The sequence below is a fragment of the Clostridium mobile genome (assembly GCF_018918285.1).
In the GTDB taxonomy this organism is placed as follows: domain Bacteria; phylum Bacillota; class Clostridia; order Clostridiales; family Clostridiaceae; genus Clostridium_AW; species Clostridium_AW mobile.
The window spans coordinates 675,397-689,693 of sequence record NZ_JAHLQF010000001.1 but is presented as its reverse complement, the minus strand read 5'-3'; the positions used below and the strand labels follow the sequence as shown (position 1 = coordinate 689,693).

Annotated in this window: 12 protein-coding genes; 7 read left to right on the top strand and 5 right to left on the bottom strand. The window is 31.1% G+C overall.

Translation table 11 applies throughout. The features are described 5' to 3' along the window. Positions 1–143 precede the first annotated feature (143 nt). Both KQI86_RS03425 and KQI86_RS03420 read left to right on the top strand, forming a co-directional pair. Positions 144–1,031: a DUF4351 domain-containing protein gene (locus KQI86_RS03425; protein ID WP_216437748.1), complete on the top strand. Its 888-nt coding sequence runs from the start codon at positions 144–146 to the stop codon at positions 1,029–1,031. A gap of 299 nt (positions 1,032–1,330) precedes the next feature. Continuing rightward, the gene (locus KQI86_RS03420) at positions 1,331–2,047 is read left to right on the top strand and encodes a DUF169 domain-containing protein (RefSeq protein ID WP_216437747.1); all 717 of its coding nucleotides are present in this window, start codon (positions 1,331–1,333) and stop codon (positions 2,045–2,047) included. 268 nt (positions 2,048–2,315) lie between these two features. Here the strand turns inward: KQI86_RS03420 and KQI86_RS03415 are convergent, their stop codons facing one another. From KQI86_RS03415 to KQI86_RS03405, 3 genes are all read right to left on the bottom strand, one after another. Next, entirely contained in the window at positions 2,316–2,732 is a 417-nt protein-coding gene (locus KQI86_RS03415) for a YjdF family protein (protein ID WP_216437746.1), read from the bottom strand. 727 nt (positions 2,733–3,459) lie between these two features. Next, positions 3,460–4,041 carry a flavodoxin family protein gene (locus tag KQI86_RS03410; RefSeq protein ID WP_216437745.1) on the bottom strand — a complete coding sequence of 194 codons (582 nt, stop codon included), beginning with the start codon at positions 4,039–4,041 and terminating at the stop codon, positions 3,460–3,462. Between the two features lie 129 nt (positions 4,042–4,170). Continuing rightward, positions 4,171–4,674 carry a nitroreductase family protein gene (locus KQI86_RS03405; protein ID WP_216437744.1) on the bottom strand — a complete coding sequence of 168 codons (504 nt, stop codon included), beginning with the start codon at positions 4,672–4,674 and terminating at the stop codon, positions 4,171–4,173. 163 nt (positions 4,675–4,837) lie between these two features. Between KQI86_RS03405 and KQI86_RS03400 the strand changes: the two genes are divergently transcribed. The 3 genes from KQI86_RS03400 to KQI86_RS03390 all read left to right on the top strand — a co-directional run bounded on the left by KQI86_RS03400 (position 4,838) and on the right by KQI86_RS03390 (position 7,559). Further along, the gene (locus KQI86_RS03400) at positions 4,838–5,722 is read left to right on the top strand and encodes a LysR family transcriptional regulator (RefSeq protein WP_216437743.1); all 885 of its coding nucleotides are present in this window, start codon (positions 4,838–4,840) and stop codon (positions 5,720–5,722) included. Positions 5,723–6,627: 905 nt separating this feature from the next. Beyond that, a complete protein-coding gene (locus KQI86_RS03395) occupies positions 6,628–7,206 on the top strand; it encodes a YdcF family protein (protein WP_216437742.1) in 579 nt (192 codons plus the stop codon). A 107-nt stretch (positions 7,207–7,313) separates the two neighbouring features. Then, a complete protein-coding gene (locus KQI86_RS03390; RefSeq protein ID WP_216437741.1) occupies positions 7,314–7,559 on the top strand; it encodes a hypothetical protein in 246 nt (81 codons plus the stop codon). A gap of 60 nt (positions 7,560–7,619) precedes the next feature. On the opposite strand, the gene KQI86_RS03385 is transcribed toward KQI86_RS03390, so the two are convergent. After that, positions 7,620–8,279 carry a hypothetical protein gene (locus KQI86_RS03385; protein WP_216437740.1) on the bottom strand — a complete coding sequence of 220 codons (660 nt, stop codon included), beginning with the start codon at positions 8,277–8,279 and terminating at the stop codon, positions 7,620–7,622. Positions 8,280–8,444: 165 nt separating this feature from the next. On the opposite strand from KQI86_RS03385, the gene hisS reads away from it, so the two are divergent. Then, positions 8,445–9,758, top strand: a complete 1,314-nt coding sequence (gene hisS, locus KQI86_RS03380; protein ID WP_216437739.1) for a histidine--tRNA ligase — start codon at positions 8,445–8,447, stop codon at positions 9,756–9,758. An 81-nt stretch (positions 9,759–9,839) separates the two neighbouring features. Here hisS and pepF read toward each other — a convergent pair whose 3' ends face one another. Then, a complete protein-coding gene (gene pepF, locus KQI86_RS03375) occupies positions 9,840–11,642 on the bottom strand; it encodes an oligoendopeptidase F (protein ID WP_216437738.1) in 1,803 nt (600 codons plus the stop codon). A 153-nt stretch (positions 11,643–11,795) separates the two neighbouring features. On the opposite strand from pepF, the gene KQI86_RS03370 reads away from it, so the two are divergent. Further along, positions 11,796–14,207, top strand: coding sequence for a heavy metal translocating P-type ATPase (locus KQI86_RS03370; protein ID WP_216437737.1), 2,412 nt, complete (start codon positions 11,796–11,798; stop codon positions 14,205–14,207). The last annotated feature ends 90 nt before the right edge of the window (positions 14,208–14,297 follow it).

The window sequence follows — 14,297 nt, the reverse complement described above, 5'->3', positions numbered from 1 at the left end:
ATTAGAAAATAATTTTAGTTAGATATTTAGATGTCTAATTTTCTAAAATAAATTTACGAACGTATATTCGTATAAAACTTTTTTTGTTGGAAATAATATGGAATATACCAATGTATAATTACCAGTAGAAAGAGAGGATGAATATGGATTATAATAAGGTAGAGGATGCAGTTTTGAAAAAGGCTATGGAATTCTTTAAAGACAATGCTGTAAAATTTTTTGGAATAGACACTAAAATAATAGCTCCAGCAGAAACTGAAATAAAGAACATAGATATTAAAACTAACTATACTGACTATCTTTTTTACACGGAAGATGGAAGTTATCTACATTTTGAATTTCAGACTACGAATAAAAAGGAAGACATTAAGAGATTTCTATATTATGATGCATCGCTTTTTTATAAGAAAAAGAGAAAAATAAGGACCATAGTAATTTATTCAGCAGACATAGAAGATGTTGAAACTTCTATAGATGCAGGGACTATAAAATATGAAGTAGAAGCTTTTTACATGAAGAATTTAGACGGCGATGAAAAATTAAAGCGTTTAGAGGATAAAATAGAAAGAGGAGACACTTTAAGCGGTAAGGATATAGTAACACTAAGTTTTATACCTTTGATGAATGGTAAGGAAAGTAGAAGCAAAAGAACTTTAGACAGTATAGAGTTAGCGGGTAAAATGCCAGAAGGTAATGAGAAATTGCAATGTTTAAGTTTACTATATGCTTTGTTTGATAAATTTGGAGATGAATTATCGAAAATAAAATTTAAGGAGTTGATATCTATGACCGAAATAGGAAAGATGTTGAGAGAGGATGGCGTAAAAGAAGGACTAAAGGAAGGTATAAAGAAGGGAAAAGAGGAAGGTAAATCAGAAATTCTTATAAAACAGCTTATAAAAAAATTTAAAACTTTTCCTGAGGAATATAAAGAAAAGATAAAATCTTTGGATGAAGAAACTATTGACGTTATAGCTACAGATATATTTGATATTGATAGTTTAGAGCAGTTAAAAAAGTATTTTAAATAAAAACTAATGAATATATACTGTTGAGAAAATATAAAAACTAATTTATTATGATTTGAAAATAAAATGTAGTTATAAAATACAAGAGAGCTAAGTATGTATTGAAAAAGCGACTTTTCATTGGACCGGCTTCAATATGTACTTAGCTCTATGATTTGGAAATTTAATTATATTTGTAGAAATTTATAAATGTGAAACAATTTTGGTTAGATATAAATATTGATAGAGTAATATAATTAAAGGAGGGAATTTAATTTATTTTAATATGCAAATTAATAAATAATTTGGAAGGAAGTGCTAAGATGAATAGCAAGATTGGGCAGGCTATAAAACTTAAAAATCAACCAGTTGCAGTATTTCGAACAGATGTTAAGCATGAGGGCGCTCTACAGTTTCAGGAAGGAAAGTGGGGATGTGTAATCTCAATGTTAAATGCTTCTTCCAAAGGTCGTGTCGCTATGTTTGATGTTAATACAACTACCTGTGTGGGTGGTAAAGCTGGACTGGGTTTCAAACGGTTTGAGTTAAGTTATATTGAATATTTTCTATCAACTGGAGGGGTAGGAAATAAAGAGGGAGAATTTTATAAAAAGAACCCTAAGCTAGCTACAGAATTTGTTACTAAATTACCCGAAGTTAATACGAAAAACTATATGGTTTTTAAGCCCTTAGCAGAATTGACAGAGGAAGAAACACCAGAGATAATTGTCTTCCTAGTTAATGCTGACCAACTTTCCGCTCTAGTTCAGTTTGCTAATTACGATAAGCCGACTCAGAATAATGTCAAGGTTGACTTTGCTTCTGGCTGTGTGCAATCAATACTCTATTCTATGGAACAAACGGAATCGGAGAATCCAAAGTGCATTATCGGGTTAACAGACCCATCAGCTCGTAAATTCATCGATAAAGATATACTTTCCTTTAGTATACCATATAAACGTTTTCTAGAGTTAGAGGAACAAGTTGAAGAAAGCTTTTTGACTAAGAAAACGTGGCTACAAATTGCAGAAAGGATTTAGTCAAAGAAATTAGCACCTATTTTGGAAAATATAAAATAAGGTAGAGTCATTTTGTGGACCTACCTTATTTTCTAAGATTGAGATGTATAATTCTACTATTTCGACTTAACTAATGGTAATTATGTTACATTTATGTTGTAATATATTTAAAAGACCGTATAAAAACACCGCAAAATTTATTTTTGAATAGTGCGATGTTTTATTTTTTCTATATTCACTATTTCTTTATTTGTTTTACAATGTTGTGTGCTCTATACGCATATTATGACTAATGTCCTCTGTGTTTTTCCTTCTTTTTGTGTTGTCGTAATGCATACTGTCTTTCTTTTTCTTGTTCCTTTTCTTCTCTTGAAATTTTTCTTTTTTCAGTTTTGTTTACTTCATACTGTTGTTTCATAGCAAGTTGTGCTTTTGTTCCAACTCCAGTGTTTTTAATTTCTCTTTTAATTTTCCTTTGGAGTCTTTTAGGATTTATTTTGTCTTTTTCAATTTTATCAGTAGATATAGGGCTGCTAAATTTGAGATTTCTATATTCTTTTAATAGAAATTCATAAATCTCATAATCCTTTGGTTCTTCACCAAAAACTACTCTACAAACACATATAGAATCATAGTCGCATTTTTCAAGTACACCCACCCAAAATGGTTCTTCAAAAAATACAGTCAATTTTACACTTGCATACATAATAAAATTACCTCCTGTTTAAAATCTAATAACGGAGAATGGACAACCCCAGGAGGGCAGGTTACTGCTATATATTTAAATTATAGGTTCGGACTACCAACCGAAACTGTGTTTTTATCTCCATAAAATTATTATACTAAATAGTAGACAGTTACACAATTTAAGAAGATTACGTCATATTTTACTGCTAAAGATATGTTATCTATATACCCCAGAATTCAATACTGATATCTTGGTATTCATCTATACTAATAACAAATCCGTATTTTGCATTTTTTTCTTCTTTTAATCGTTCAAGTCTTTGTTTGGTTTCTGAACCCATATCTCTTTCTCCTTGATTTCGCATTTCTTTACCATAACGTATTAACTATTCTTTTATTATATAATTAATATCTTTAAGTCACTAACATAATTTACATATATTTATCAAGCAAAGAGACAAGTTGCCTTTTCCTATACTGTTCTTATTTTTACATAAATAGGCTCGATAATACTATCTAAAAGTAATCTTACATTTCCAATAACATCTTTATCTGGTTTAGTTATTTCCAACCATTTAGATCAATAGAGCTAAGTATGTAGTGAAAAAGCGACTTTTCATGGAGCGGCTTCACTATATGCTTAGCTCTCTGTTTGTGAAACTAAATTATCTTTGTAGAAATCTATATTTGTACAAGAAAACAATCTGTGGTGTTAGTATAATATTATATACACATAAAGCCGAACACTAAAATTTCTCTGCCAGAGCTTTAGCCTGCTCGATGCCCTCGGTTTTTTGAATATCGTTAACGTCCCACACGTTCGGGATTAACACTTCACCAACAGACGTCCCTTTAAGCATTGTAACAGTGCGTTCATAAGAAAAACGAACGCCGTCCATAACGGACATATCATTTTCTTCATAGCAGGATATCAATCCGTACTTCTTACCCCCAATACCTTTTCTTGCGAACCCATGCTTCTTATTCGCAATATCTTTTTCTACGGTCATAAAGGCATACAATTTGTCCATGACAGCCTTGATTTGTGCGCTGAAAGTGTACCAATACACCGGAGAAGTGAATACAATCGCGTCCGCCGCCTCAATTTCCGGGGCTATTGTGTTGAAATCATCATCGAAGCTACATGCTCTACCTGTTTGGAAGCAGGTATCACACGCACGGCATCCGCCTACATTCATAAACGCCGCATCAAAACGTGTTACGGTGTGGCCTTTTGCTTCTGCGGCATTGACAAAAGCGTCCGTCATGGCGAAGCTGTTTCCTTTTTTTCGGGGACTTCCAGTGATAACAAGAATTTTCTTACCCATCGAATATCATCCTTTCTAAATTGAATTTTTGTTGCTGCTCTTTCCCAAATCTTTTGCTTCCACTAAGCTTGAATATCCTCTAATTTCTCCTTTTCAATTTTTCATGCTATTCGCATTTTGGCCCTTCACTTACCATTTCTCATAGTGGATTTTTTCAGCATTATATCGATCTATAAATTGATTTTTCTGATTATCCGGATAACCAACGGCAATCAATGCAAAGGGCTTAATATGAGAAGGCAGTTTATACATCTCCTTCACATAACTTATGGCGGAATCCACAGATGAAATACTTATCCACACAGCTCCAAGCTCCAAATGAACCGCTTCCAATAAGATATTTTGCGCTGCCGCACTCATATCCGACTGCCAATCCGGTTCAAATCTGAACTTGCTGCTGTTTGCTGCAAGAATCAATGTTAGCCCTGAATTCTCAACCGGTTTTGCATCAGGTATAGACTTAGATAGTTTTTGTAAGGACGCTTTATCCTCAACAACAATAAATTCCCATGGCTGTTGATTGAGTGCCGAGGGAGCTTGCATAGCTGCCCGCAGCAATCTATCTGTTTTTTCTTTCTCCACAGGTATATTCTTAAATTTCCGAATACTTCTGCGGTTAAAAATTTCCTTCATACAGATACCTCCAGTTCTTTAATCCCGCAAATATACAACGCCAAAAACAAAGCGTTGTCTTTTGCTTTTGATATGTGGTATTATGATAACATAATTTTTTAAATCGGTGAAATTGATTGTTTCTATTGGATAAATCGAAAAAACAGATGAAAGGATAAAATCTATGGATATCAGATTAATTAACGCATTTATAACTGTAGCTACTTTGCATAATTTTACGCAGGCGGCTGATCAGCTTGGATATGCTCAATCCTCTGTAACGTCACAAATTCAAATGCTGGAAAAGGAGCTGGGGGTACGTTTATTTGACAGATTAGGTAAAAAAGTATGCCTTACACCCGAAGGCGAAGAATTTCTTATATATGCAAGAGAACTTCTTTGTTCATGGGAAAAGGCAAAGGGTTTACTCTCTTCATCAAAATTCCCGCGTGGAATTCTTACAATCGGAGCAGACGAATCCATTTGTGCGGCTAAATTGCCTAAATTGCTGGAAGAATATCATAAGCAGTATCCAGAGGTGGAATTCAGCATAAAGATTGGCTCAACAGACGAATTGGAAATATGGTTGAAAGAAAATCAAATTGATATCGCGGTATTATTAGACAGGGCATGGCATGCCCCCGAATTAAAGGTTGAAATACAAAGAGAAGAATCTTTGGCTCTCTTAGTTTCACCTGACCACCCTTTAGCTTACAAAGAAAGTGTTTTTCCCCATGATGTGTCAAACTATCCTATGCTTTTGGTATCCCACGGCTGCTGCTGTCAAAATTTATTTCAGGCAGTTATGGAGGATGCCCGTGAAACATTCCGGACAATGCTGGAAACAGGAAGCGTACAAACACTTAAACAATTTGCTATGCTGGGTTTTGGAATCACAGTGCTGCCCTTATATGAGGCCCATGATGAAATAGCTGCACATAGGCTTGCCAAACTTAACTGGGCAGGGAAAGACTTAAAATTGTTCATTCAGGTTGTACATCATAGAGATAAATGGATTTCTCCTTCGATAGAGGCGTTTTTAAAAATATGCGAGGATATTGAATGGTGATGCTAAAGGCAAGCCGGGCTTATAAATGCTCCTGCATAATTATTTTAGATCACAATAAAACCCCATAAAATCATAGGATTTTTAAATAATCTAAGAAATCTCCTAAAATAGATTTCCACAACATCTATTATCTAAAGATCTATCATCATTATCTTTATAGAAACTTATAATTGTGAAAACAATTTAGAAGTAAAACAAATAAAAAATGCTATGTAATGCTTATTATGCTGATTTGCTTCAATAAGAACTTCTAAAATTTATTTTATAAAAATCCCTAATGTTGACAAACTCCCTTCGGTCAGACATGTGCAGCATTTTAACGGCATCCTTCTAAATAAATTAAGAATTTCTAAATTTTGCTCAAATGCATAGGCCACATTACATAGCATTTTTAAGTTTTGCACATGAAATCTTAAAAATAAATGCTTGAGAAAACAATCTGTTATAATATAAATTTGAAAATATGTCTGTAAAACATAAAGGAATTGAGGTATATAGCGGGAGGAGCGCCTTTTTGTGACGCGACGTCATTATGTACCTCAGTTCCTATTTCTGATATATATATACTTGTAGAAATTTATAATTGCAAACTAATCTTATATAATTTAATTAGAAAGTATCTCTATAAAACCTAAGAGAGCTAAGCATGTAGTGAAAAAGCGACTTTTTCAGAGCGGCTTCACTACATGCTTAGCTCTCTGTTTGTGAAACTGAATTGTAATTTCCTATTCAATGGAATTTTTCTATATAATTCAATTTACTTGTACAAATAATGATATACTATTATCATATAGTAAATTTTAACTGAACTAATCAAAGAAATTAGATACATTATTGTCCCACTTAAATAGGTGTGGGTATTAGTTACGGTTAGCTATGAGATAACGTACAGAGGAGAGAATGAAATGACTAAAGTTAAAAAGGTGTTTATATGGATAATTGTACTTGGCATATCACTATGTTTAGTTTTAGCTTTAAAAATTTATAATTTTGGGTGGAATTCAAAAGCTGAAAAAAGCCAGAGTATTATCATTCTTGGATGTAGTGTTTATGGGGAGACTCCTAGCCCATTTTTAAAGGCAAGAATAGAAGAAGGTTATAGGCTATATAAAGAAGGATATGCGGATTATATAATCGCTTCAGGGGGACAAGGTCCAGGGGAAAATATAAGCGAAGCGGAAGCTATGAAAAGATATTTAGTTAATAAAGGTGTACCAGAAGATGCAATAATTAAAGAAGATTTATCCACTAGTACCATGGAAAATTTAGAACAGAGTAAGAGAATCATGGAGGAGAGAGGGTTTGATAAAGCTATCGTAGTATCTAACAAATTTCACTTAAAAAGAGCTTCTTTAATGGCTAAAAAAACTGGAATAGATGCTTCTTTCTCAGGGGCTTTTGTTACAGAGCATAAGGAAAAAGAATATTATTATTTTTTAAGAGAGATACTTGCACTATTTAAGTTCTATATAGTGAAGAGATAAAAATACTTAGTAAATATTGAGAAGATAAATATTTACTAAACCAGGAGGAAAAATTCAGAAAATATAGAATATATAAACATGGACAAAAATAATTGGAGGGATAAATCATGGGAAAATTATTTTATTGTACAGAATGCAAAAGAGTTATTAACGGCAGCGAAAAATGTAATTATTGTAATGGGGAAAATATAAAAGACTTAAGCTATGGCACACCAGTTAATATAATAGGAACTAAAACTAAAGGAAGAGTATTAAAAATTAAGGATAATATAGTTAGATTATTAGTAAGAGATGAATATAATAATAAGTTCATAAAAGAGTATGACGCAGAACAATTGAGAAAAGTATTATAAAATATTTATAACTAAAGACTTTTGGATAACTTACCCAAAAGTCTTTTTAAACTTTAAAGTTTAATCATTTTTATCAGGAGCAAAATGTTTAAGCATTCCATATGCTTCTAAATTAAAATATAATTCATTAATTTCATCATTTTCGCTATATTTTAAAACTGTTCTAGCAATATCATCACTTTGATAGACATCTATTATGCTATCTAGTTTTATTTTAAAGGCACCTAAATAAACGAAGAGCTTATCTAAGAAATAAACATATTCATCATCTGCCCAAGTATATAATTCCCTATACTCAGGTAATTTACCTTTGTTATGCTTTTTGTTATAATGCTCTGCTGATTTTTGAAAGGTTTTTAAGTAATTATTAATAAATACCTTGCCTTTATTTTCTAAGAATTCTAATACAGAAGAAACATCTTCTAAATCTTGACTTTGCTTAATGTTGTTTAAAGAATAAAAAAAAGACTTTCTAACTTTAGGTTGCTCATCTAAGCATTTGGCTAAAGCTATTTCTTTATAGTCAAAAAGCTTATGTAAATCAAAATTAATTAATTCATTTTCACATAAAGAATCTAAAGTTTCGTGACCGCCTAAATACCAAAGAAATTTTGTGCCTTGAGGTAAATAGCAATCTTCAAATTCCTCATTGTATTTGTTTATTATTTCGCCTATTTCATTAATAGTACTTGGGTTTACCTTTTTGTTAAAGAATAACATAAAATCAACTCCTGTAAATGCAATAATTGTTTTACAATTTAGACTATTAATCATTTTATCATAAAGGATATGAATAGTGAATAATAAAATTTAAAAATTGGTTAAACTATGTTATAATATGAAACTAAAGGAAAGCAATCATATATGTAAAATGGAGGGATAAAATTGTCAAATGATATAGTTAAGCCATCTATATTACCTGGTTTTATGGAACTATTGCCTGCGGATCAAATAGTTTTTAATAAAGTGATGGATACGATAAGACATAATTATGAAAAGTTTGGATTTATACCACTTGATACACCTGTAATGGAAAAGTCAGAGGTACTTTTAGCAAAAGGTGGAGGAGAAACGGAAAAACAAATATATAGATTCATGAAAGGGGATACGGACATATCCATGAGGTTTGATTTAACAGTACCTTTGGCAAGATATGTATCCCAGCATTTTAATGATCTAAATTTCCCTTTTAGAAGATATCATATTTCAAAGGTGTACAGAGGAGAAAGAAATCAAAAAGGACGTTTTAGAGAATTTTATCAAGCTGATATAGATATTATTGGTAACGGAAAATTAAGTATAATTAACGATGCGGAAATACCTAGCGTAATATATTCTACTTTTAAAGAATTGGGCTTTGAAGATTTCACCATAAGAATCAATAATAGAAAGATATTGAATGGATTTTTTGAGTATTTAAATATAACTAATAAAGGCGATGTTTTAAGGACAATTGATAAGATAGAAAAGATTGGCGAAGAAGCTGTAATTAAAGAGTTAATGGATTTAGGCGTTGAAGAAGGCGCAGTTAAAAAAGTAATGGAGTTTATTAAAATAAAGGGAGAAAACGACCAAGTTTTAAAAGCTTTAGGTGAATTAGGAGTTAATAGTGAAGTATTTAAAGAAGGATATGATGAACTTAGTAAAGTAGTACATTATATAAGATGCTTCAATGTGCCAGAAAAGAACTTTAGAATAGACCTTACTATTGCAAGAGGACTTGATTACTATACTGGTACAGTGTATGAAACTATACTAGATAATTACCCAAGTATTGGAAGTGTTTGTTCAGGTGGAAGGTATGATAATTTAGCAGAATATTATACAAATCAAAAGCTTCCTGGAGTTGGAATTTCCATAGGTCTTACAAGATTATTTTATCAATTAAGAGAAGCTAATATATGGGGAGAGAATGCTTCATCAACTTTATCCCAGGCTTTAGTTATTCCAATGGATGATTGCATAGAAGAATCTATAAAGGTTGCTAATGGATTAAGAAACAAAGGGGTAGTTGCTGAACTTTATCTAGAAGATGGAAAGATAGGTAAGAAATTTGCATATGCAGATAAGCTAAAAATACCTTATGTTATATTAATAGGACCAGATGAAGTTAAAGAAAATAAACTAACAATTAAAAACATGACTTCAGGGGAACAAAATATGATTTCTTTAGAAGAAGCGGTTAATTTAATTAGATAGTTATTTTCATTAAGAATTAGAAATTCAGAATTAATAAAGGGATTTTGCAATGCAAAATCCCTAAAATTTTAAGCTTTTTCATTAAGAAATTGTTTCTTCTAACATATCTAATAATTCATTGAATCTATTTATAGTATCTTCCATAGGTTTTGAAGTAGTCATGTCTACTCCAGCTTTCTTCAATAGATTTATAGGGTAGTCACTGCCACCACTTTTTAAGAAGGATATATAGTTTTCTAAAGCACCTTCTTCTCCTTTTAGTATTCTTTCACTAAAGGAATTTGCTGCAGCAAAGCCTGTTGCATATTGGTATACATAAAAATTGTAGTAGAAGTGAGGTATTCTAGCCCATTCCATGTCTATTTCTTTATCTACTATCATCTCAGGTCCAAAGTATTTTACATTTAAATCATGCCATATGTTGCAAAGTTCTTCGCTAGTCAATGGAGTACCTTTTTCAAGTTCTCCTTGAGTGATCATTTCAAATTCTGCAAACATAACTTGCCTAAATACAGTAGTTCTAATCTGTTCTAATTCGTTGTTAATATAGTATAGTTTTTTCAGTTTATCCTGTTCATTTTTTATTAAGTAGTCAATTAAAATGCATTCATTAGTGATTGAAGCAACTTCCGCACAGAATAGAGTATAGTTTGAGTAAATATAAGGTTGTGTTTTATTAGAGTAATATGAGTGTATAGAGTGACCCATCTCATGAGCTAAAGTTGATACATCATTAATTTTATTGTGGTAATTTAAAAGTATGTAAGGCATTGTATCATAGGAACCTGTAGAATAAGCCCCTCCTCTTTTGCATTTATTTTCATATACATCAACCCAACCTTCTTTTATGCCACCTTTGAATATTTTTAAATAATCTTCTCCTAGAGGATTCAATCCTTTTTCTATTAATTTAACCCCATCTTCATAAGATACTTCTATATCAGGGGTATTTATAATTGGAACGTATAAATCATACATATGAATTTCCTCTAGCCCTAATAACTGTTTCTTAATCTTAACGTATCTATGAAGGGCAGATAGGTTATTGTTTATGGTTTCTATAGTTTTGTAATACACTTCTAGAGGAATGTTATTTGGTTTTAATGAGCTTTCTAAAGAAGAAGAGTATTTCCTCATTTGGGAATTAAAAATGAAAGCTTTCATGGAAGATGTTAATGAAGTAGCAAAGGTATTTTTAAATTTTTCGTAGGTTGAAAATAAAGTTTTAAAGGCATCTTCTCTAACTCTTCTATCTTTTGAAGTTATATAAATTGAATAATTTTTATCAGAAAGCTCAACTTCAATACCTGACTCATCTTTTATTTTAGGAAAAGTCATGTCTGCATTTGAAAGTATATTAAAAATATTAGCGGGAGCTTCTAAAGAATCGCTTACAGCAGCTAAAATTCTCTCCTCTCCTTTACTTAAAGTGTGCGGCTTTAGATTCAATATATCATTAATAGCAAAGGAATATATCTTAAGTTCAGGAATATTTTCAATTTCTTTTAGTAGATGCTTTTCATCCATAGCTAGTATTTCAGGAAGAAAAAAAGATTTTTCAGCATTGATTTGAGGAATAAAGCTCACAATTTTATTCCATAGTGCTTGATATTTAGTATTAGCTGTATCTTCATCAGCTCTACAATGAGCATATATGTGTAATTTTTCTGCTAATCTACTAATTTCTTCATCAAGCTTTAAGAAATTAAACAGTTCCTTTCCATCACTAAGTTTTCCTTCATAGTGAGATAACTTGGGAGTAAGTTCTTTTAACTTTGAAAAATCTTCTTCCCACAAAGATTCATTAGAATAGATTTTATCTATTGCCCATTTGTATTTGGGCTCTATTTCATCTCTAGTTTTAATTTTTTTTGTGTTTTCCATAATAATACCTCCTTAAGAATAAATTACAATTATAATACATAATAAAAAAGAAAAAGTAAATACACATAAATATATATTGACATATATTAATAATAGTACTAGAATGAACATATGAACAGTTATTCATATGTTTTGAGTGGGGGGTAATAATTCATGAAAGGAAATAAATTAGAATTAGTATTAGATGGATTAGATTGCGCTAATTGTTCAGCAAAAATAGAGAGAGCTGTAAATAATTTTGAAGAAGTAGAAAGCGCTTATATGAACTTTGTTACTAAAGTATTAACTATAATGTTAAAAGAAGAAAAAAATAGAGATAATGTATTAGGCAAAACTAAAGAAACAGTGAATAAATATGAACCACATGTGAAAGTAAGGGAAAGAAAGTCCATAGCTGAAATAAAAAAAATACAGAAACATGAAAATAAGATCAGTAAAGTAGAATTAATCTTAGAAGGATTAGATTGTGCTAATTGTTCAGCAAAAATTGAAAGAGCAGTTGGAGAACTATCAGAAGTTAAAGATGCTTCTATGAATTTTGTATCTAAGGTACTGACTATAAATTTAAAAGAAGAAAAAAATAAAGAGAGTATAATAAATAAAACTAAAGAGATAGTTAATAAATACGAACCAGATGTAAAAGTATCTGAAAAAAATGCACCTATGGTAAGAAAGGTAGAGGAAGCAAAAGAAGTAGCGAAAGAAATAGAAGAAGAAAGAGAAGAGAAATTTGAAGGAAAAAGAAAAATATATCAAATTGCAATAGGGGCAGTAATTGCAATAATTGCAGCTCTTTTAAAAGATAAAGGTATGATAGGATTAGTCCTATTTATTATAAGTTACTTGTTAATAGGTGGAGAAATAGTATTAAAGGCCTTTAGAAATATTTCAAGAGGACAGGTTTTTGATGAGAATTTTCTAATGACTGTTGCTACATTAGGGGCTTTTGCTATAAATGATTATGCTGAAGCTGTAGCTGTTATGTTGTTCTATCAAGTAGGTGAAATATTCCAAGACTATGCTGTAGATCGTTCAAGAAAATCTATCTCTGCTCTATTAGACATTAGGCCTGATTATGCAAATTTATTAGTAGATAGTAATATAAGCAAGGTTTCACCTGAAGAAGTGGAAGTTGGAGATGTAGTTATAGTAAAACCGGGAGAAAGAGTTCCTCTTGATGGAGTTGTACTAGAAGGAGAATCTTTTATCGATACTTCAGCTCTAACAGGAGAATCTGTTCAAAGAAGAGTAAAAGAAGGAAGTGAAATACTTTCTGGATTTATTAATAAAACAGCTTTATTAAAGGTTAAAGTAAGTAAAAATTATGGACAATCAACAGTAGCTAAAATATTAGATTTGGTAGAAAATGCAGGAGCTAAAAAAGCGCCAACAGAAAAGTTTATTACTAAATTTGCAAGATATTATACTCCAGCAGTTGTATTTACAGCAGTTGCTTTAGCTATATTGCCACCTTTATTTATTGAAGGTGCAACTTTCTCAGAATGGATATATAGAGCATTAACATTCTTAGTAATATCTTGTCCATGTGCATTGGTAGTTTCAATTCCTTTAACTTTCTTTGGTGGAATTGGTGCTTCATCTAAGAAAGGTATATTAGTAAAGGGTGGAAATTATCTTGAAGCATTAAATAATGTAGATACTGTTGTATTTGATAAAACTGGAACTTTAACAAAGGGAGAGTTTAAAGTAAATAACTTATATTTAGAAGAAGGAATAAATAAAGAGGATTTTGCTTATAAAGCAGCTCTTATTGAAAGTTTCTCAAATCACCCTATAGCTATATCTATAAGAGATTACTATGGAAAAGAAGTAGACAAGAATGTAATTAAAGATTATGAAGAGATATGGGGAATGGGCGTTAAGGCATTAATAGATGGAAAAAAAGTATTGCTTGGAAATGACAAATTAATGAGCAAGGAAAATATAAAGAGTAAAGAGGTTGAAGATTACGGAACAATAACTCACTTAGCTGTAGATGGAGTATATTGGGGATATATGGTTATATCAGATCAAATAAAAGAAGATTCCAAGGATGCTATTAAAAAATTAAAGGAAAAAGGCATAAATAACATTGTTATGCTTACAGGGGATAGCAAAAAGGTAGGAGAGAAAGTAGGAGAAATATTAAATATAGATAAAGTTTACTCAGAATTATTACCAGGAGATAAGGTTGATATTGTAGAAAAACTTTATTCAAATAAAAAAGGAAATTTAATATTCGTTGGAGATGGAATAAACGATGCTCCAGTATTAAGAAGGGCTGATATAGGAGTGGCAATGGGAGCTCTTGGTTCAGATGCTGCTATTGAAGCTTCAGATGTTGTAATAATGACAGATGAACCATCAAAGCTTATTACTGCTATACAAGTAGCTAAAAAAACAAGAAGAATTGTTATGCAAAATATAGTTTTTGCTCTTGGAGTAAAGATTTTTGTACTGATATTAGCAGCACTAGGACTTACAAATATGTGGGCAGCGGTTTTTGCAGACGTTGGAGTGGCTCTAATTGCAGTATTAAATGCTATGAGAATAGTTAGAGTTTAATTAAGAACTTAGTTAAAATTTATAATTGAGAATTGGAAGTTAAGAGTTAAGGCTTTCAATTCTCAATTTTTAATTTTTACCTTTAAATTT